The following is a 17,619-nucleotide window of genomic DNA, read 5'->3' as shown; positions in this document are numbered from 1 at the left end:
GCGGCCTGACCTGGCAAAACATGCCACGCGGGTGAGAGGCACGGTTTGTCGGGATCTGTCGTCTGCCGACGCCTCGGACGACCGCGCTCGTGGCGTCCCACGAGGCCTCGAGGCGGGCGGGCCGGCGACCGCCGCCCACTACGCTGGTCGCCGAAGCACAGCCCCCGTAGCTCAACGGATAGAGCAACGGCCTTCTAATCCGTCGGTTGCAGGTTCGAGTCCTGCCGGGGGCGCGTCCGCGAGGCCCTGATCGGGCGGCACCGCCGCGACGCGACCCGTCCACGCGTCGGGTTCGCGGTCGACGTGCCACCATGACGCCATGCCGCGTGCCGCCCGCCCCTGCGCTGCCCCGCGGGAGGGCTGATGGGTCGGCACGCCTCGGGCGCCGAGCCGGTCGCGGACCCGCGCAGCCGGCGCCGGGCGCAGGTCGTCACCTGGCTCGAGCGCGCCGGGCTCGGAGTCGCGGCCGGTGCGGTGACGCTGCTCGTGCTGCGGTGGGCCGACGTCGGCTGGAGCACCGCCCTGCTGGTGGGCGGCGCGGCGCTCGTCGCCGTCCCGCTCTTCGCGTGGGTGGCGTCGACGGTGCCGGGCCACGCGCACGGCTCGTCCGACGACGCCTCCGACCGGCACCACTAGCCGGACGCCGGCGCACGGCGCTGGCGACGCTCGGGCTCCGGCGGGAGCTCGGCCACCACCGCTCGCGCCTGCGTGACCCACGCGTGCAGGGCGTCGTCGTCGAGGCCCTCGTCGGTGACGAGCACCCAGCCCGTCATCGGCCGTCCGCGCATGACGAAGGGCTCGGCGCCCCGCGCGTACGCCTCCGTCGCGCCGTCCGGGCCGACCCTGACGAGCAGCCCCTGACTGGTGACGGCGACCGCGAGGCGACCGGCCACCAGCATCGAGACGCCCGAGAACATCCGCTTCTCGCTCACGTCCAGCACGTCGGCAAGCTCGTCACGCAGCCGACCGAGCAGCACCTCGTCGTAGGCCATGACGCGACGCTAGACCCGGCCACCGACACGACCCCGGCCCGCGCGCAGCGGTGGCAGCCCCTAGGCTGACCGGCGTGACAAGCGCAGCGACGCCCGATCCGTCCGCGGCCGCCGTGCCGCAGCAGACCAACGGCCACGAGAGCGCCGACCGGATCGTGTGGGTCGACTGCGAGATGACGGGGCTCGACCTCGGCGCCGACGCGCTCGTCGAGGTGGCGGCCGTCGTCACGGACTCGGAGCTGCGCGTGCTCGGCGAGGGCGTCGACGTGGTGATCGCGCCGCCGGCCACCGCGCTCGCCCAGATGGGCGACTTCGTGCGGACCATGCACACGACGTCCGGACTGCTCGACGCGCTCGCGTCGGGCACGAGCCTCGCGGACGCCGAGGCCCAGGTGCTCGAGTACGTCCGCCGCTGGGTGCCGGAGCCCCGCAAAGCGCCGCTCGCCGGGAACTCGGTCGGCACCGACAAGGCGTTCCTCGACCGGGACATGCCGGGCCTCGTCGGCCACCTGCACTACCGCGTGATCGACGTGTCGTCGATCAAGGAGCTCGCCCGGCGCTGGTACCCGCGGGTCTACTTCGCGTCGCCGCCGAAGGTCGGCGGTCACCGCGCGCTGGCCGACATCCTGGAGAGCATCGACGAGCTGCGCTACTACCGTGCGGCCCTGATGCCCGCCTCGCCGGGGCCGGACTCGGCGTCGGCGCGCGCGATCGCGGCCGAGGTCGTGGCCACCACGGTCAAGCGGGGCGTCCTGCCGGAGGCCTGAGCACCCCGCCGCGCACAGACGACGACTGGCACCGACGACGAAGGGCGCCGACCGCGATGTCGACGCCCTTCGAAGGTGTGGGGTGGCTAACGGGACTTGAACCCGCGACCCCCTGGACCACAACCAGGTGCTCTACCAACTGAGCTATAGCCACCATCGGAACCCGGCGCGTACGCCGCGAGCCGTCGAGAAGTGTACCGGCTCGACGGACCGCCTCCGAATCGCCGTCCGGGTCCGGCTCCCCGCCGCGGGTCAGCCGAGGCGCGCGGCGATCGCGTCGGCGAAACGCTGCGCCGAGCCCGGCGCGAGGTGGAAGAAGAAGGACGGCTCGATCAGCTCGAGCTCCAGCACCACGGGGTGGCCGTCGGCGTCGGGGATCAGGTCGACGCGCGCGTACAGCAGCGGGCCGTCGACGCCGGGGACGACCTCGGGCAGCGCCGCGACCACGCGCTTGGCCACCTCGAGCTCGGCCTCGCTCGCGTCGCGCGCCGTCATCGCCTCCTGCCGGTAGAGCGTGCCCTCGTGCTCCTCGGCTCGGTACGGCCCCTCGAGCAGCGCGCCCTTGCGCACGGAGTGGCTGAACTCGCCCTCCACGAAGATCAGCGCGGTCTCGCCCTCGGTGTCCACGCGCTGGAGGTAGCGCTGGATCATGACGCGGCGCCCGACTCCGAGCAGGTTCTTCGCGTGCGTGATCGCCAGGGAGCGCGACTGCGTCTGACCCGCCTCGTACCGGCCGGTGTCGCGCGAGCCGGCGCTGATCGTCGGCTTGACGACGAAGTCGCCGAACGCCGGGAAGCGCGTGTGGATCGCGCGCGCGTCGAGGTTGCGCTCCGGGTCGAGCCAGATGGTCGGGACGATCGGCAGCCCTGCGCGCTCCAGGTCGCGCAGGTACGTCTTGTCGAGGTTCCAGGCGACGACCGCCGCGGGGTTGAGCAGCGTGCTCGTGCGCTGCACGCGGCGGGCCCAGTCGGCGAACTGCGTGGGCCGGTCGGTGTAGTCCCACGTCGAGCGGATGACGACGTGCGGGTACGCGGCCCAGTCGACCGTCGGGTCGTCCCAGACCTTGACGTCCGACGGGAAGCCCTGGGCGTCGAGCGCCTCGCGCAGCTCGTGGTCGTCGGGGTCGAGGTCGGGCAGGCCGGCGCAGGTCGCGAACGCCAGACGTGCCGTGCGCTGGTGGGTCGAGCCCGCGGCGGTGGTCACGAGGGCAGCGTACCGACGGGCTCGTCGGCGCCCTCGGTGGGTCCGGCACCCGTCTCCGCGGCGCCCGTGGTGTCGGGCGCGTCGTCCGTCAGGCGCCGCAGCGCGCGCAGCACCGAGGCCGGTGTCACCGAGCCGACGACCGTCGAGCCCTCGCGCACCGGCACGGACGCGCGGTCGCCGGTGACGAACGCCGCGAGCACGTCGCCCAGCTCGGCACCGAGCTCGACCCCGTCACCGGCGCCACCGGACGCCGGTGCGTCGAGATCCGCACGGTCGAGCCGGCCGAGCGCGAGCAGGCGCGCGATCCGCCCCCGCCCCACGAGGTCCGCGACGGCGTCCGTGGCGGGCCGCGCCACGATGTCGAGCGGCGACGCGAGCTGCTCGATGTGGGCGCCCCGGCTCAGCACCGCGACCCGGTCCGCCATCCGCACGGCCTCGTCGATGTCGTGGGTCACGAGCATCACCGTCGTGCCCACCTCGCGCTGGATCCGCGCGAACTCCGCCTGCAGCCGGCGCCGGCCGACGGGGTCCACCGCACCGAAGGGCTCGTCCATGAGCAGCACCGGCGGGTCGGTGGCCAGCGCGCGGGCCACGCCGACCCGCTGGCGCTCGCCGCCGGAGAGCTCGTGCGGGTACCGACGCGCGTACCGGGCGGGCTCGAGCCCCACGAGCGCGAGCAGCTCGTCGACACGACTCGCGGTGCGCTTGCGGTCCCACCCGACCAGCCGCGGGACCGTCGCGACGTTCTGCGCGACAGTCCGGTGCGGGAACAGACCGACGTGCTGGATCACGTACCCGACGCGCCGACGCAGGGCGACGGCATCGACGTGGGTGACGTCCTCCCCTTCGAGCAGGATGCGGCCTGACGTGGGCTCGACGAGCCGGTTCGCCATCCGCAGCGTGGTCGACTTGCCGCAGCCCGACGGGCCGACGAGCACGAGCACCTCGCCGGGGCGGACGTCGAGGCTCAGGTCGTCGACGGCTGCGCCTCGGGCGGCGGCGCGCGCGGAGTCGTACTCCTTGCGCACGTGCTCGAAGCTGATGGTCGGCTCGGTGCTCACCCGCCGGACGCTAGCCGCAGCCACCGACAGGCGCCGCTCGGGATGGTCGTTCCGGTCCACCGGTCGGGCACGCAAGCCCGTGACCTGCGAGGACGTCCTGTCGGCCAGCGCGTGTCGGACCGGGTGGGTACGTTCGCCGGGTGCTGATCGCCGTGCTCGCCGACGCGCCACCGAACCCGTGGTTCTCGTGGCAGTACGTCACGCGCAACGCCGACGACATCCGCCAGGCCCTCGAGCAGCACGTCTCGCTGACCCTGGAGGCGATCGCGATCGCGTTCGTCGTCGCGTTGCCGCTCGGCGCGCTCGCGCACCTGCGTCCGCGCCTGGCCGGTCCGTTCCTCGGCACCGCGGGCGTGCTCTACACGATCCCGTCGCTCGCGCTGTTCGCCGTGCTCGCCCCGTACACCGGCATCGGCCGCACCACGGTGCTGATCGGCCTCGTCGCGTACGCGCTCCTGGTGCTGGTCCGCAACGTGCTCGTCGGGCTGCAGGGGGTGGACCCCGCGGTGCGCGACGCGGCCCGCGGCATGGGCTACGGGCGCGCTCGCCTCCTGTTCGGCGTCGAGCTGCCGCAGGCGGTGCCGACGATCGTCGCGGGCGTGCGGCTCGCGACGGTCACGACCGTGGCGCTCGTGACGGTCGGCGTCGTGGTCGGGTACGGCGGCCTCGGTCAGCTGATGTTCCGCGGGTTCCGCAGCGACTACCACGCCGAGATCATGACGGCCACGGTGCTGTGCCTCGTGCTCGCGCTCGTGCTCGACCTCACCATCGCGGCGATCGGGCGCGGGCTCACGCCGTGGACCCGCGGCACGCGGGGGACGAGGCCGGTATGACGCGCGCGACGAGGGCCGGACGCCTGCTCGGGGGTGTGCCGTGGACGTGCTGACGGAGGCCTTCCGCTGGCTGAACGACCCCCTCAACTGGCAGGGGCCCGACGGTGTGATCGCGCTCGCCATCGCGCACGTCGAGGTGTCGGTGCTCGCGGTGCTGCTCGCCGCCGCCGTCGCGCTGCCGATCGGGCTCTGGCTCGGTCACCGCGGACGCGGCGGGGTGGCGGGCGTGGTCGTGGCGAACACGACCCGCGCGCTGCCCACGCTCGCGCTGCTGACGCTGCTGGCCGCGAGCGGGTTGTTCGGCAACACCGCCACAGTCCTCGCGTGCGCGGTGTTCGCGGTGCCGCCGCTGCTCTCCGGGGCCGTCGTCGGGCTCGGCGAGGTCGACGCCGACGTGCGGGACGCCGCGCGTGGCGTCGGCATGGCGGGGTCGCGCGTGCTGTGGTCGGTCGAGCTGCCACTGGCCGTGCCGCAGCTCGCCGCCGGGATCCGGACGGGTGCCGTGCAGGTGCTCGCGACGGTCCCGCTCGCGGCGCTCGTGGGCGGGCGCTCGCTCGGGTCGATCGTCGTCGAGGGCTTCGGCACGCAGCGGTACGGGCAGGTGCTCGCCGGCGGTCTGCTCGTTGCCGCGCTGTGCCTGGTGGCGGAAGGGTTGCTCGCGATCGTGCAGCGCGTCGTCACCCCCCCGGGGCTGCGCGCCCTGGGCCGCGACGGCCTCCCGCGCGCCGGCCGACGGTCGCCGTGGAGCAGGCGGCGGCACGTGGCCGCCGAGTCTCCGGCAGACGCCGAGACGGTGCACGCATGACGCAGGGCGGCGCATGGCGTTCGGTGTCCGCGCGGCGGCCGAGTGCCAGTCGGCCCACCGCGAGGCCCCGCGTCGGCGGCCGAGTTCCGCCGCGCACGGCGTGTCGCGGTGATTGCGCACGTCAAACAGTTGCCGGACTGCCCTTGTCCGGTTTCGAATGGACCACTCCCCTTCGACCGTCCCCATCCTGAGGAGCACCTCATGCGTGTCGCACGACTTTCTGCCGTGACCGTGGTGGCGACGGCCGCCCTCCTGCTCGCCGGCTGCGGATCGCCGGGTTCGGGAGGGGGCAAGACCCAGGCCGCCGCCCCCGAGACGAGCGCCGGCGCCACCGCCGCCGCGGCCTGCGCGCCCGTCGCGGGCGACAAGCTCGTCGTCCTCACCGACGACAAGGGCCTGCAGAACTCGGACAACATCATCCCGGCGGTCAACAAGGCCGCGGCGACGAACAGCCCCGCGATCATCGACCTGCTCAACTCCGTCTCGGACGTCCTCGACACGCCCACGCTGATCTCGCTGAACAAGTCCGTCGACATCGACCGGCAGACCTCGAGCGACGTCGCCAAGCAGTTCGTGACGGACAAGAACCTCGCGGCGACGGACAAGTCCGGCAAGGGCGTCTCGGTGACAGTCGGCGCGGCGAACTTCTCGGAGAGCTCGACGCTCGCCGAGATCTACGGCGAGGTGCTCAAGTCGGCGGGCTACAAGGTCGACGTCCGCACCATCGGCAACCGCGAGACGTACCTCCCGGCGCTCGAGAAGGGCACGATCTCGGTCGTGCCGGAGTACGCCGCCACGCTCGCCGACTTCCTCAACACGAAGGAGAACGGCGCCAGCGCGCCGTCGGTCGCGTCCTCCGACATCGACAAGACCGTCGCGGCGCTGACCCCGCTCGCCGACAAGGCCGGCCTCACGGTCGGCAAGGCGTCGGCGGCGCAGGACCAGAACGCCTTCGCGGTCACCGACAAGTTCGCGACGCAGCACAACGTCAAGACCCTCAGCGACCTCGCCTCCGCGTGCGGCTCGCTGGTGCTCGCCGGTCCCGCGGAGTGCCCGGACCGTCCGTTCTGCCAGCCCGGCCTCGAGAAGACGTACGGCCTCACGTTCTCGCAGTTCAAGTCGTACGACTTCGGCCTGATCGACGCCGCCATCCTCAAGGGCGACGCCGCGATCGGACTGGTGCTCTCGAGCGACGGCGCGCTGGCCGGCTGACGCTCCGCCCCGGGGCGGCCGGACGACGCGGATCGCGCGCCGACCGGCCGTCCCGTGGGCCGCGCGACCGCCCGTCGGTGGCCCGGCCGCGTCTCTGGCGGCCTGGCCGCGTCTCTGGCGGCCCGGCCGCGCCTCTGGTGCCCTGGCCGCGCCTCGGCGGGTGGCCGGGGCGCCGCTCGCGTGGCCTGGGCGCCTCTCGGGTGGCCTGGGCCGCCGCTCGGGTGGCCTGGGTGCCTCGACGCCGGGGCGGCTGGGCGCCGGCTCAGGCGTCCGCCGGGTTCAGAGTCCTGCGGACTCGAGGAAGCGGAGCCAGACCTCGCTGACCGTCGGGTACGCCGGGACCGCGTGCCACAGACGGTCGAGCGGTACCTCGCCCACCACGGCGATCGTCGCCGCGTGCAGCATCTCCGCCACCTCGGGGCCGACGAACGTCGCGCCCACCACCACCCCACGTGCGCGGTCGACGACCAGCCGGCCCTGGCCGGTGTAGTCCTTCGCGAACACCGACGCGCCGGCGATGTCGGCCAGGTCGTAGTCGACGACCTGCACGTCGAGCCCCGCCTGGCGCGCACCGGCCTCGGTCAGCCCGACCCACGCGACCTCCGGGTGGCTGAACACGACCTGCGGCACGGACTGGTGGTCGGCGGACGCCCGGAACCTGCTCCACGGCTTCGCGCCCGACTCGGCGGCGCGCCCGTCGTCCTCACCCCCGAACCGCGCGGCCACCACGTCACCCGCCACCCGGGCGTCGTACTTGCCCTGGTGGGTCGTCCCGGTGCGGCCGGTGACGTCGCCCGCGGCGAAGAGCCAGCCACCGTCGACGCCGGTCGCACACAGCGCGTCGTCCACCTGGATCGGCCGTCCCGGCTCGAGGCCGATCGTCTCGACGCCGAGCTCGGTGGTCCCCGGGCGGCGGCCCGCGGCGACGAGGACGCGGTCGACCTCCACCGTCCCGGCGCCGTCGCCGGTCACCGTGACGGCGATGCCGGTCGGCGTCTTCTGGACCGACGCGACCTCCGAACCGAGCAGCACGCGAGCGCCGCGCTCCCGGAGCGCGGTCACGACCTGGTCGCCGGCGAACGACTCGGCGCCCGCGAGCGGCCGCGGACCGCGGACGACCAGCGTCACCTGGCTGCCGAGCTCGGTGTACGCGGTCGCCATCTCGACGCCCACCACGCCGCCGCCCAGCACCAGGAGCCGGGGCGGCACAGCGTGTGCCGAGGTGGCGTCGCGGCTCGTCCACGGCTCGACGTCGGCGAGCCCGGGGATGTCGGGCATGACCGGCCACGAGCCCGTCGCCAGCACGACGGCGTGACGCGCCTGGACCCGGCGCGGCGCGTCTCCACCGGCGATCTCGAGCGTCCGCGGCCCCACGAAGCGGGCGTGACCGCGCAGCAGCGTGATCCCGGTGGAGTCGAGCCACGCGACCTGCGAGCTGTCGTCCCAGCCGTGCGTCGTCTCGTCGCGCCAGGCGAACGCGGCGGCGGCGTCGACGCCGCCCGACACTGCACCCGCGGCCCCCGGGACGGCACGCGCGGCGGCCAGCGCGCCACCGGGACGGAGCAGCGCCTTCGACGGCATGCACGCGAAGTAGGAGCACTCGCCCCCGACGAGACCGTGCTCCACGAGCGCGACGCGGAGACCGGTCCGTCCGGCGCGGTCGGCGACGTTCTCCCCGATCGCTCCCCCGCCGACGACCACGACGTCGAACTGCTCGCCGTGCTGCTGCTCCGTCATGGTGCGCTCCGATCGTCGCCGTCGCGGCGCCGACCGGCGCGCAGGGACATCGTCACGCGCCGCCGCCGTGCCCGCAGTCCGACCCGCAGCTCGGGGCAGCCAATCAGCGCGCCCGCACCCCGGTCGGAGCGGCCGAGAGCGCGAGCCGCTCAGCCCTCGGCGGACGTCGCGCCGGCCAGGTAGTCGTCCATCTCGGCGGAGCTCGACGGCGGCTCGCCGACGACCTCGCGGACCTGGATCGGCTGCCCGAGCGGACGACCGCCTCGACCCGGCACGGCGGAGACCCGGGCCGCGATCTCGAGAGCCCGCTCCCGCGACGCCACCTCGACGATCTGGTACCCGGCGATCCACTCCGACACCTCGGCGAACGGCCCCTCGCTGACCGTCGAGCGCGCGCCGTCCGACCGCACGACGGCCGCGTGGTCGGGGCCGGCGAGGATCTCGCCGCCGACGAGCTCGCCCGACGCCCGCAGCTCGTCGTTGAGTGCGCCGTAGTAGGCCAGGTGGGCGTCGATCTCCTCGGGCGCCCACTGCGACATGGGCGTGTCGTCCCACCCGGGCTGGAAGTCGACGATCAGCAGGTATCGGGGCATCTTCGCTCTCCTCGGGTCGTGCTCCTCTGACGACCGTATGACGCGCGGCCGGACCGTGGTTCGACAGGACGGCAGCACCCGCTTCGCGCGCCTCGGGCGTGCCACGGTTCGACGCGCGAGGCGGTCGGTGGCCACGGTGGTCAGCAACGGGGTGAGGCAACGGACATGACGAAGGCCCCTGACCGGGCGTTTTCGCTGGTCAGGGGCCTTCTGCTGTACACCGCCAGGGACTTGAACCCTGAACCCGCTGATTAAGAGTCAGCTGCTCTGCCAATTGAGCTAGCGGTGCGCGCGGTGCAGAACGTTACAGGCTCTTGGCGGTGGACGGAAATCGGGGTGGCGCCGACCGGGCCGACGTGACGCGGTTCACGCGCCCTCTCCCCGGCCCGATCCGCGCGAGTGCCTCGCGCCCCCGGGCGACTCGTCCGGCGCGTCCCGTTCGTCGTGCGCCAGGTCGGCCGCGGTGGGCGGGAGGTCGTCGGTGAGGTCGGCGATCAGCGCGAGCGGGACGTGCTGCGCGAGCAGCTCGCGCACGCGTCGGACGGCGTCGGCCGCGTCGTCGCGCGACCCATCACCCGCCTCGTCCGCGGGGTCGCCGTCGGGCTCGTGCACGACGCCGACATCCGGCTTCTCGTCATCCACGCCTCACCCCCACCACGTTCAGGGCAACACCGAGACGAACCCGGCGCAAGACCCCACGCCGCGCACGCGCCGCGTGCTCCGGACACCGCGGTACGAGACGCCGGGACGCACCGGCAGCCGCCGCCGCCGGCCGCGACCAGACGGCGTCCGAGAGACAGCGCGGTGCCTCGCCGCCGTCGCGGCTGCGCGCAGCGACCGCGTCAGAGGTACAGCCCGGTCCCCTCGCCCCCGCCGCGAGGCTGAGCGACGGCGTGCACGTCCTTCTCGCGCAGCAGCAGGTACGTCGCGCCCTCGAGCTCGACCTCGGCGCGCTCGTCGGGGTCGAACAGCACGCGGTCGCCGATCTCGACCTGGCGCACGTGCTGGCCGATCGCGACGACCGTGGCCCACGCGAGCCGCTTGCCGACGACGGCGGTGGCCGGGATGACGATGCCGGCGGACGACCGGCGCTCGGCCTGGTCACCGTCGAGCGAGACCAGCAGCCGGTCGTTGAGCATGCGGATCGGCGGGCCGGAGCGGGCGTCCGAGGCGGGGGCGGTCACGGCCCGACCGTACCTCGCGCGACATAGGCTGACGCACGCGTCCCCGTCCGTCCGGCGGCGCCGCTCGCGCCGCGACCCTGGAGGTTCCCGTGCCCCGACTCGCCCCCGGCGACCTCGCTCCCGACTTCACGCTCCCGACCGCGGACGGTGGCTCCGTCACGCTGTCCGACCTGCGCGGACGCGAGGTGATCGTGTACTTCTACCCCGCGGCGATGACGCCGGGCTGCACCAAGGAGGCGTGCGACTTCCGCGACTCGCTCGCGTCGCTCCAGGGCGCGGGCTACGAGGTGGTCGGCGTCTCGCCCGACGGCGTCGACAGGCTCGCGGCGTTCGTCGAGGCGGAGCAGCTGACGTTCCCGCTCGCGTCCGACACCGACCACTCGGTGCTCGAGGCGTGGGGCGCGTGGGGCGAGCGCACGCTGTACGGCAAGAAGGTGGTCGGCGTCATCCGGTCGACGGTCGTGGTCGATCCCGAGGGGCGGGTCCGGCTCGCGCAGTACAACGTGAGGGCGACGGGGCACGTGGCGAAGCTCCGCCGCGACCTGGGGGTGGACGCGGCCGCCTGACGGCCGCGCGCCGGATCGCTGTGGGACACTCGCACCGCGCGCGAGTGGTGAAACGGCAGCCACGCCAGGTTTAGGTCCTGGTGCCCGCGAGGGCGTGCGGGTTCAAGTCCCGCCTCGCGCACCCGACGCCGGGTCCGCGCGGCCGAGCACGAGCGGGGAGCGCGAGCGGCCGCGCACGACAGCGCCGTCGCCCGACGCGCGTGGCGCCGTCGGCCGGCGGCACACTGGCCCGATGACTGGCCGCCGGATCCGCGTGACGGGCGACGTGCAGGGCGTCGGCTTCCGCTGGGCGTGCCGCCGCGAGGCGGAGCGGCTCGGCGTGACGGGCTGGGTGCGCAACGTGGCCGACGGATCCGTCGAGGTGTCGGCGCACGGCGACGACGCCGCACTGCGCGCGCTCGTCTCCTGGCTGCGGTCCGGGCCGCCCGGGGCGCGCGTCGAGGCACTCACCCAGGAGGACGAGCCCGGGGGCGCGCCGACGGGGTTCGAGATCCGCGGCTGAGACCGCGCCGTCAGCCGCGGATCGCGCCGGGCCTCGAGGTCCCCGGCCGACGCGAGCACCGCCGCCGCAAGACCACGAGGCCGGGCCCCCGAGGGGACCCGGCCTCGCCGGTGTGGCTGTGTGGCTCGCGCCGTCGATCAGGCGTCGGCGGTCTCGCGCTCCGCGATCTTGGCCCGGACCTCGTCCATGTCGAGGTCCTTGACGGCCTTCACGACCTGCTCGAGCGCCGGCGCCGGCAGGGCACCCGCCTGGTTGAAGACCAGGATGCCCTCGCGGAACGCCATCAGCGTCGGGATGGAGAAGATCTGGAGCTCGGCCGCAAGCTGCTGCTCCGCCTCGGTGTCGACCTTCGCGTGCACCACGTCGGGGTGCTGCTCGGACGACGCCTCGAAGACGGGACCGAAGCGCTGGCACGGCCCGCACCACTCCGCCCAGAAGTCCACCAGCACGATGTCGTTCTCGTTGATCGTCTGGCCGATCGTCTCAGCGGTCAGGTGGCTGGTCGCCATGGTTCCTCCTGTCGTCGGTGTCCACGCGGTAGAGCAAGCGCGGCCCCGCGGGTATTCCCGGTGGGCCGCGTCACAGGCGCCGCCCTGCGAGCCGTTCGGCCCGCCGACGCGCCGGGGGGTAGAAAGACACGGTGACCGCGTCCGCCGAGTTCCCCCGCGAGCCGGAGCGCCCTGCCGGCTGGCTCCCCGCCCCAGAGATCGCCCGCATCAGGACGACGCTTCCCATCTTGTACGTGGATGCGGTGCCGGTGCGCGTCGACGACTCGGGCGACGTGGTCGCGGTGGGCCTTCTGCTGCGCGTGACGCCGGAAGGCGTGATGTCCCGCGCGCTCGTCAGCGGCCGCGTGATGTACCACGAGCGCGTGCGCGACGCCCTGGTGCGGCACGTCGAGAAGGACCTCGGGCCGGTCGCCCTCCCGCAGATCCCCGCGTCGCCGCAGCCGTTCACCGTCGCGGAGTACTTCCCGACTCCGGGCGTGACGCCGTACCACGACCCGCGCCAGCACGCCGTGTCGCTCGCGTTCGTGGTGCCGGTGCTCGGCGACTGCCGCCCGCAGCAGGACGCGATCGACCTCGCGTGGCTGACGCCCGAGGAGGCGTGCGCCGAGCAGGTCCAGGTCGAGATGAACGGCGGTCAGGGGCTGCTGCTGCGGCAGGCGATGGCCTTCGTCGGGCGCATGCCCTAGTCCAGCCTCAGCTCCGGCCAGTCGGCGAGGTCGGCGCGCATCCGCCGGTCGTGCGTCGCGACGACCACGGCGGCGGACGTGACGCGCAGCGCCTCGGTCAGCTCGTCGACCAGCCCGACCGACAGGTGGTTGGTCGGCTCGTCGAGGATCAGCACGTGTGGTGCGGCGAGCAGCGCGCACGCCAGGTCGAAGCGCCGGCGCTGGCCCACCGACAGCTCGCGCAGCGGGCGGTCGAGGTCGTCGTCGGCGAGCAGCCCGAGCGCGGCGATGGGAACCAGCTGCTGCGGGTCGAGCGCGCCCGCGGCGAGCAGGTCGAGCGCGTGCCGCGCGTACGCGTCGAACGCGGACCGACGCTCTTCCTCGGCGTCGGCGTGCTCGGTCGGGCCCTCCTGCGCCAGCACGCCGAGCCGGACGCCCGGAGCGACCGTGCGCACGCCGCGGTCCAGCGCGACGGACCCTGACAGCGCGGCGAGCAGCGTCGACTTTCCTGATCCGTTCGGGCCAGTGACGAGCAGCCGCCCGCACGGCGGCACGTCGACGCGCACGCCGGGCAGGTCGAGGCGGGGGCGACCGGGGCCGCCGTCGACGCGCGGGGCCCGCAGCTCGAGCAGCGGGCCGAGCAGCCCCGAGCCCGCGGGCGCCTCGACCGCGCCGTCGACCGTCGGGCGCGGGATCGACGGCAGGTCCGGGAACGCGAGCGCGGGCGGCGGCACGGGCACCTCGACGGCGTCGGCCTCGAGCCGCTGGATGAGCCGGTCCGCAGCCTTGACGTGCAGGCGGGCGCCCGTCGCGCGGCGGTGCTTGTTCGAGCCCTTGGGCGGCCGCCACTCGTCCGAGAGTCCCTCGTACGCGGCGTCGAGCCGCTCCGCGAGGCGGTCGGCGCGCTTGCGCTCGGCGCGGAAACGGGCGCGCCACCGCCGGAGCATCTGGTCCTTCGCGAACCGGTAGTCCGCGTACCGCGTCGCGCCGTAGAGCGCGGGCCGGCCGTCCATCGCGGGGTCGAGGTCGAGGATCGCCGTCATCACCGCGTCGAGCAGCGCGCGATCGTGCGTCACGATGACGAGCGCGCCCGGCCAGTCGCGCAGCTGCTCCGTGAGGTAGTCGATGCCCGCGGCGTCCAGGTGGTTGGTCGGCTCGTCGAGCAGCAGCAGGTCGGTGCGCTCCGCGAGGCGGCACGCGAGCCGCACCCGGTACCGCTCCCCCACGCTCAGGCCGTCGAGCGCGCGGCCGCGGTCCCGTGGCGCGCCGAACCGGGTCAGCGCCTCGTCGACGCGGCGGTCCGCGTCCCAGGCCGCGAGGTGCTCGAACCGCGCGACGGCACGCTCCAGCGCGGACAGGTCACCGCTCTCGTGGTCAAACGCGGCCACCGCGGCCTGCAGCTCGTCCGCAGCGTGCCGCACCGCGGCGAGGGCCGACTCGACCAGGGTCCCGACCGTCGCGCCGCGCTGCGGGACGAGCTCCTGCTCGACCGTCGCGAGCGTCCCGACGCGGCGCACCTCGCCCGACGTGGGCGCGACGTCGCCCGCGAGCACGCGCAGCAGCGTGGTCTTTCCGGCGCCGTTCTCGCCGACGAGGCCGACCCGGTCGCCCGCGCTGACCACGAGGTCGAGCCGGTCGAGGACTGGGCGGCCCGGGTACCCGAAGGTCACGGCGTCGGCGACGAGCTGGACCGTCGCCGCGCTCGGCGTGGTCGCCGTCACGAGGCGTGCCCCGTCACGTCCACGGACCGGCCCCGCGGGCGGAGCCCGTCCCGCCGGTCAGGTGCGCACCGGCGCACCGGCGCACCGCCGTCATCCGCGCAGCGCCGCCACGATCGCCGGGGCGAGCGCGCGGAACGCCTGGCCGCGGTGGCTGATCGCGTTCTTCTCGCCGGCCGTCAGCTCGGCGCACGTCCGGGTCTCGCCCGCCGGCACGAGGATCGGGTCGTACCCGAAGCCGCGCTCGCCGCGCGGCGCGAACGCGAGCGTCCCCTCCAGCGTGCCCGTCTCGACGACCTCGCGGCCGTCCGGCGTCACGAGCGCGGCGGCACACACGAACCGCGCGCCGCGGTGCCGCTCCGGGACGTCGGCCACCTGCGCGACGAGCAGCGCGAGGTTGGCGGCGTCGTCGCCGTGCCGGCCGGCCCAGCGCGCCGAGAAGATGCCGGGCGAGCCGCCGAGCACGTCGACGGCGAGGCCGGAGTCGTCCGCGACCGCGGGCAGCCCGGTGAACGCCGCCAGGGCACGCGCCTTGATGAGCGCGTTCTCCGCGAACGTCACGCCGTCCTCGACCGGCTCGGCCGCGCCGACGTCGCGCGCGCCGACGACCGCGTCGGCGTCGAGGTCGGGCAGCGCGGGCGCGAGGATCGCGCGGAGCTCGCCGATCTTGTGCGCGTTGTGCGTGGCGAGCACCAGCCGCGGGGCCGTCATGCGGGCTGCCCTGCGACGACGACCGACCGCGTCGCCGAGCCGTCCGCCGGCGGGGCCGCGAGCGCGGCCTCCTGCAGCGCCGCGAGCTGCGCCGTGCCCGCGACCGCGAGGTCGAGCAGCGCGTCGAGCTCGGTGCGGTCGAACGGCGCGTGCTCCGCCGTGCCCTGCACCTCGACGAACGTGCCGGAGCCCGTCACCACGACGTTCATGTCCGTCTCCGCGCGCACGTCCTCGACGTAGGGCAGGTCGAGCACGGGAACGCCGTCGACGATGCCGACGCTGACGGCCGCGACCGAGTCGCGCAGCACGGTGCGACCGGGCGCGACGAGGCCCCGCTGCGTCGCCCACGTGACGGCGTCGGCGAGCGCCACGTAGGCGCCCGTGATGGACGCGGTGCGCGTGCCACCGTCGGCCTGGAGCACGTCGCAGTCCAGCACGATCGTGTTCTCGCCGAGCGCGGCCACGTCGATGATCGCGCGCAGCGACCGGCCGACGAGGCGCGAGATCTCGTGCGTGCGGCCGCCGACGCGGCCCTTGACGGACTCGCGGTCCGACCGCGTGGACGTCGCGCGCGGCAGCATCGAGTACTCCGCTGTGACCCAGCCCTCGCCCGAGCCCTTCTTCCAACGCGGCACACCCTCGGTGAACGAGGCGACGCAGAGCACCTTGGTGCCGCCGAACTCGACCAGGACGCTGCCCTCGCCCGCCTCCAGGAAGCGGCGCGTGAGGGTCACCGGGCGCAGCTGGTCGGGGGCGCGACCGTCGGCGCGCAGGGCACCGGCGGGCTGGGCGGCAGAGGCGTTCGTCATGCGGCCGACCCTACCGGCGGGCTCCGACGCGACCCTCGGCGGTCCACGGCGGCCCACGGCGGCGGGACGGGCCCGGACGTCGCGACACGCTCTGACGTCCGGACGGCTGCCCCGAGCCCGGCGCGTCCGCCAGCCCGGTGCGTCAGAGCGGGTAGACGGCGCCCGGCGCGGCCACGGCGATCGGGCCGTCGTACACCGCCATCGCCTCCGTCGCGGGGACGGCCGGGTCGTTCCACGGCGGGACGTGCGTCAGGACGAGCCGCTTGGCGCCAGCGCGCTGCGCGAGGTCCGCGGCGCGCCGTCCGGTCAGGTGCACGCCGCGCAGCGCGTCGTCACGCCCCTCGACGTACCCGGCCTCGGCGAGCAGCAGGTCGGCGTCGCGCGCGAGCACGTCGAGCCCTGCGCAGTCGTCGGTGTCGCCGGTATAGGTGAGCGTGACGCGCCGGGAGGGGTCGCCGTCGGACGGGCCGGTGACGCGCATGCCGAACGACGGGATCGGGTGCGCGACCGGGATCGGCTCGATGGTCAGCGGCCCGACCTGCACCGGCGCGCCCGGCTGCCAGTCGTGGAACTCGAACTGGCCGTCGACCGCGGTGGCGGGGTCCTTGCCGGCGAGGTGCGCGACGCGCTCCGCGGTGCCCGCCGGACCGTGCACGGGCAGCAGCCCGCGGGGGCCCTCCGGGTGGTACCGGAGCAGCACGTTGAGCACCGCGAGGTCCGCGACGTGGTCCGCGTGCAGGTGGGACAGCGCGACGGCGTCGAGCGTGCGCGGGTCGACGTGCCGCTGCAGCGGCCCGAGCGCGCCGCTGCCGAGGTCGAGCAGCACCGACCACGTCCGACCCTCGGCGTCCTCCGCCTGGACCAGGTACGACGACGCGGCCGAGTCCGGCCCGGGGAACGAGCCCGAGCAGCCGACGACGACGAGCCTCACCGGAGCACCCCCGCGGGCTCGACGGCCTCGACCTCGGGCCCGAGGAACCGGCGCGCGAGGCGCTGGAAGTCGACGGGGTCCCCGGTGGCGAGGAACCGGTGCTCGGCCGGGCCCAGCGACGGGTCGCGCTCGAGGCCGTGCGCCACGAGCGTGCGGTACACGTCCTTCGCGGTCTCCTCGGCGCTCGAGACCAGGGTCACGCCCTCGCCCATCACGTACGAGATCGCGCCCGTCAGCAGCGGGTAGTGCGTGCAGCCGAGCACGAGCGTGTCGACGTCGGCCGCCTGGATGGGCGCGAGGTACTCGCGCGCCGCGTCGAGCACGTCGGGCCCCGACGTGATGCCCGCCTCGACGAGCTCGACGAACCGCGGGCATGCCTGCGTCGTCAGCGTGATGCCCGGGGCGACGGCGAACGCGTCGTCGTAGGACCGCGACTCGACCGTCGCGCGCGTGCCGATGACGCCGATGCGCCCCGACCGCGTCGCCGCCACCGCGCGCCGCGCGGCGGGCAGGATCACCTCGACCACCGGGATCCCCCGGCGCAGCGTGTACCGCTCGCGCGCGTCGCGCAGCATCGCCGACGACGCCGTGTTGCACGCGATGACGAGCACCTTCACCCCGGCGTCGACGAGGTCGTCCATGACCTCGAGCGCGTAGGCGCGCACGACGGCGAGCGGCTTCGGGCCGTACGGCGTGTTGAGCGTGTCGCCGATGTAGAGCGTGGACTCGTGCGGCAGCTGGTCGAGGATCGAGCGGGCCACCGTGAGCCCCCCGACGCCGGAGTCGAAGATGCCGATGGGGGCGTCGTTCACGGGGCGAGC

General features: G+C 74.8%; 21 protein-coding genes and 4 tRNA genes. 10 read left to right on the top strand and 15 right to left on the bottom strand.

Annotated elements, in window-relative coordinates; genetic code table 11:
- Positions 1 to 160 precede the first annotated feature (160 nt).
- Together QRT04_RS13480 and QRT04_RS13475 are read left to right on the top strand one after the other, a co-directional pair.
- Positions 161 to 233 (top strand) — tRNA-Arg (locus QRT04_RS13480).
- 130 nt (positions 234 to 363) lie between these two features.
- On the top strand, positions 364 to 636 hold the full coding sequence (locus tag QRT04_RS13475) for a hypothetical protein (protein ID WP_289456010.1): 273 nt from the start codon (positions 364 to 366) through the stop codon (positions 634 to 636).
- Here QRT04_RS13475 and QRT04_RS13470 read toward each other — a convergent pair.
- Positions 633 to 992: a TfoX/Sxy family protein gene (locus QRT04_RS13470; protein ID WP_289456007.1), complete on the bottom strand. Its 360-nt coding sequence runs from the start codon at positions 990 to 992 to the stop codon at positions 633 to 635. The genes QRT04_RS13475 and QRT04_RS13470 overlap by 4 nt on opposite strands.
- Before the next feature lie 113 nt (positions 993 to 1,105).
- On the opposite strand from QRT04_RS13470, the gene orn reads away from it, so the two are divergent.
- Positions 1,106 to 1,759 carry an oligoribonuclease gene (orn, locus tag QRT04_RS13465; RefSeq protein WP_289456363.1) on the top strand — a complete coding sequence of 218 codons (654 nt, stop codon included), beginning with the start codon at positions 1,106 to 1,108 and terminating at the stop codon, positions 1,757 to 1,759.
- Between the two features lie 78 nt (positions 1,760 to 1,837).
- Here the strand turns inward: orn and QRT04_RS13460 are convergent.
- The 3 genes from QRT04_RS13460 to QRT04_RS13450 form a co-directional block, all read right to left on the bottom strand.
- A tRNA-His gene (locus QRT04_RS13460) sits at positions 1,838 to 1,913 on the bottom strand.
- Between the two features lie 98 nt (positions 1,914 to 2,011).
- On the bottom strand, positions 2,012 to 2,962 hold the full coding sequence (locus QRT04_RS13455; protein WP_289456006.1) for an ATP-grasp domain-containing protein: 951 nt from the start codon (positions 2,960 to 2,962) through the stop codon (positions 2,012 to 2,014).
- Positions 2,959 to 4,023, bottom strand: coding sequence for an ABC transporter ATP-binding protein (locus QRT04_RS13450; RefSeq protein ID WP_407653626.1), 1,065 nt, complete (start codon positions 4,021 to 4,023; stop codon positions 2,959 to 2,961). The genes QRT04_RS13455 and QRT04_RS13450 overlap by 4 nt, the downstream gene beginning before the upstream one ends.
- A 140-nt stretch (positions 4,024 to 4,163) precedes the next feature.
- Here QRT04_RS13450 and QRT04_RS13445 point away from each other — a divergent pair, with 140 nt between their 5' ends.
- From QRT04_RS13445 to QRT04_RS13435, 3 genes are all read left to right on the top strand, one after another.
- The gene (locus QRT04_RS13445; protein ID WP_407653625.1) at positions 4,164 to 4,856 is read left to right on the top strand and encodes an ABC transporter permease; all 693 of its coding nucleotides are present in this window, start codon (positions 4,164 to 4,166) and stop codon (positions 4,854 to 4,856) included.
- Between the two features lie 40 nt (positions 4,857 to 4,896).
- Positions 4,897 to 5,661 (top strand): ABC transporter permease, encoded by a 765-nt coding sequence (locus QRT04_RS13440; protein WP_289456003.1) that lies wholly within the window; start codon positions 4,897 to 4,899, stop codon positions 5,659 to 5,661.
- 201 nt (positions 5,662 to 5,862) lie between these two features.
- Positions 5,863 to 6,873 (top strand): glycine betaine ABC transporter substrate-binding protein, encoded by a 1,011-nt coding sequence (locus QRT04_RS13435; RefSeq protein WP_289456000.1) that lies wholly within the window; start codon positions 5,863 to 5,865, stop codon positions 6,871 to 6,873.
- Positions 6,874 to 7,152: 279 nt separating this feature from the next.
- Here the strand turns inward: QRT04_RS13435 and QRT04_RS13430 are convergent, their stop codons facing one another.
- From QRT04_RS13430 to QRT04_RS13410, 5 genes are all read right to left on the bottom strand, one after another.
- Positions 7,153 to 8,610: a dihydrolipoyl dehydrogenase family protein gene (locus tag QRT04_RS13430; RefSeq protein WP_289455997.1), complete on the bottom strand. Its 1,458-nt coding sequence runs from the start codon at positions 8,608 to 8,610 to the stop codon at positions 7,153 to 7,155.
- A gap of 149 nt (positions 8,611 to 8,759) precedes the next feature.
- Positions 8,760 to 9,203: a YciI family protein gene (locus tag QRT04_RS13425; RefSeq protein WP_289455996.1), complete on the bottom strand. Its 444-nt coding sequence runs from the start codon at positions 9,201 to 9,203 to the stop codon at positions 8,760 to 8,762.
- A gap of 216 nt (positions 9,204 to 9,419) precedes the next feature.
- Positions 9,420 to 9,492: transfer RNA gene (locus QRT04_RS13420), tRNA-Lys, on the bottom strand.
- Between the two features lie 77 nt (positions 9,493 to 9,569).
- Entirely contained in the window at positions 9,570 to 9,845 is a 276-nt protein-coding gene (locus tag QRT04_RS13415) for a hypothetical protein (protein WP_289455994.1), read from the bottom strand.
- A gap of 200 nt (positions 9,846 to 10,045) precedes the next feature.
- Positions 10,046 to 10,342, bottom strand: a complete 297-nt coding sequence (locus tag QRT04_RS13410) for a GroES family chaperonin (protein ID WP_289456358.1) — start codon at positions 10,340 to 10,342, stop codon at positions 10,046 to 10,048.
- Positions 10,343 to 10,476: 134 nt separating this feature from the next.
- Between QRT04_RS13410 and bcp the strand changes: the two genes are divergently transcribed.
- From bcp to QRT04_RS13395, 3 genes are all read left to right on the top strand, one after another.
- Positions 10,477 to 10,953 carry a thioredoxin-dependent thiol peroxidase gene (gene bcp, locus QRT04_RS13405; protein WP_289455993.1) on the top strand — a complete coding sequence of 159 codons (477 nt, stop codon included), beginning with the start codon at positions 10,477 to 10,479 and terminating at the stop codon, positions 10,951 to 10,953.
- A 38-nt stretch (positions 10,954 to 10,991) separates the two neighbouring features.
- A tRNA-Leu gene (locus QRT04_RS13400) sits at positions 10,992 to 11,074 on the top strand.
- A gap of 111 nt (positions 11,075 to 11,185) precedes the next feature.
- Positions 11,186 to 11,455 (top strand): acylphosphatase, encoded by a 270-nt coding sequence (locus QRT04_RS13395; RefSeq protein ID WP_289455992.1) that lies wholly within the window; start codon positions 11,186 to 11,188, stop codon positions 11,453 to 11,455.
- A gap of 137 nt (positions 11,456 to 11,592) precedes the next feature.
- Here QRT04_RS13395 and trxA read toward each other — a convergent pair whose 3' ends face one another.
- Positions 11,593 to 11,964 (bottom strand): thioredoxin, encoded by a 372-nt coding sequence (trxA, locus tag QRT04_RS13390; RefSeq protein WP_289455990.1) that lies wholly within the window; start codon positions 11,962 to 11,964, stop codon positions 11,593 to 11,595.
- Positions 11,965 to 12,095: 131 nt separating this feature from the next.
- On the opposite strand from trxA, the gene QRT04_RS13385 reads away from it, so the two are divergent.
- Positions 12,096 to 12,650, top strand: a complete 555-nt coding sequence (locus QRT04_RS13385; RefSeq protein ID WP_289455987.1) for an NUDIX hydrolase family protein — start codon at positions 12,096 to 12,098, stop codon at positions 12,648 to 12,650.
- On the opposite strand, the gene QRT04_RS13380 is transcribed toward QRT04_RS13385, so the two are convergent.
- From QRT04_RS13380 to murI, 5 genes are all read right to left on the bottom strand, one after another.
- On the bottom strand, positions 12,647 to 14,350 hold the full coding sequence (locus QRT04_RS13380; RefSeq protein ID WP_289455985.1) for an ABC-F family ATP-binding cassette domain-containing protein: 1,704 nt from the start codon (positions 14,348 to 14,350) through the stop codon (positions 12,647 to 12,649). The genes QRT04_RS13385 and QRT04_RS13380 overlap by 4 nt on opposite strands.
- Positions 14,351 to 14,440: 90 nt before the next feature.
- Positions 14,441 to 15,058 (bottom strand): RdgB/HAM1 family non-canonical purine NTP pyrophosphatase, encoded by a 618-nt coding sequence (rdgB, locus tag QRT04_RS13375; protein ID WP_289455983.1) that lies wholly within the window; start codon positions 15,056 to 15,058, stop codon positions 14,441 to 14,443.
- Positions 15,055 to 15,867: a ribonuclease PH gene (gene rph, locus QRT04_RS13370; protein WP_289455981.1), complete on the bottom strand. Its 813-nt coding sequence runs from the start codon at positions 15,865 to 15,867 to the stop codon at positions 15,055 to 15,057. The genes rdgB and rph overlap by 4 nt, the downstream gene beginning before the upstream one ends.
- A 142-nt stretch (positions 15,868 to 16,009) precedes the next feature.
- Positions 16,010 to 16,798, bottom strand: coding sequence for an MBL fold metallo-hydrolase (locus QRT04_RS13365; RefSeq protein ID WP_289455977.1), 789 nt, complete (start codon positions 16,796 to 16,798; stop codon positions 16,010 to 16,012).
- Positions 16,795 to 17,610 carry a glutamate racemase gene (murI, locus tag QRT04_RS13360; protein ID WP_289455976.1) on the bottom strand — a complete coding sequence of 272 codons (816 nt, stop codon included), beginning with the start codon at positions 17,608 to 17,610 and terminating at the stop codon, positions 16,795 to 16,797. The genes QRT04_RS13365 and murI overlap by 4 nt, the downstream gene beginning before the upstream one ends.
- Positions 17,611 to 17,619: the final 9 nt, after the last annotated feature.

Source organism: Cellulomonas alba, from assembly GCF_030362835.1.
GTDB classification, from domain to species: domain Bacteria; phylum Actinomycetota; class Actinomycetes; order Actinomycetales; family Cellulomonadaceae; genus Cellulomonas; species Cellulomonas alba.
This window is presented reverse-complemented; position numbering and strand designations above follow the sequence as displayed.

Coding starts and splice junctions, on each gene's coding strand:
- QRT04_RS13475 (WP_289456010.1), top strand. CDS start 364: ATGGGTCGGCACGCCTCGGGCGCCGAGCCGGTCGCGGACCCGCGCAGC.
- QRT04_RS13470 (WP_289456007.1), bottom strand. CDS start 992: ATGGCCTACGACGAGGTGCTGCTCGGTCGGCTGCGTGACGAGCTTGCC.
- QRT04_RS13435 (WP_289456000.1), top strand. CDS start 5,863: ATGCGTGTCGCACGACTTTCTGCCGTGACCGTGGTGGCGACGGCCGCC.
- QRT04_RS13430 (WP_289455997.1), bottom strand. CDS start 8,610: ATGACGGAGCAGCAGCACGGCGAGCAGTTCGACGTCGTGGTCGTCGGC.
- QRT04_RS13425 (WP_289455996.1), bottom strand. CDS start 9,203: ATGCCCCGATACCTGCTGATCGTCGACTTCCAGCCCGGGTGGGACGAC.
- QRT04_RS13410 (WP_289456358.1), bottom strand. CDS start 10,342: ATGCTCAACGACCGGCTGCTGGTCTCGCTCGACGGTGACCAGGCCGAG.
- QRT04_RS13395 (WP_289455992.1), top strand. CDS start 11,186: ATGACTGGCCGCCGGATCCGCGTGACGGGCGACGTGCAGGGCGTCGGC.
- trxA (WP_289455990.1), bottom strand. CDS start 11,964: ATGGCGACCAGCCACCTGACCGCTGAGACGATCGGCCAGACGATCAAC.
- rdgB (WP_289455983.1), bottom strand. CDS start 15,058: ATGACGGCCCCGCGGCTGGTGCTCGCCACGCACAACGCGCACAAGATC.
- rph (WP_289455981.1), bottom strand. CDS start 15,867: ATGACGAACGCCTCTGCCGCCCAGCCCGCCGGTGCCCTGCGCGCCGAC.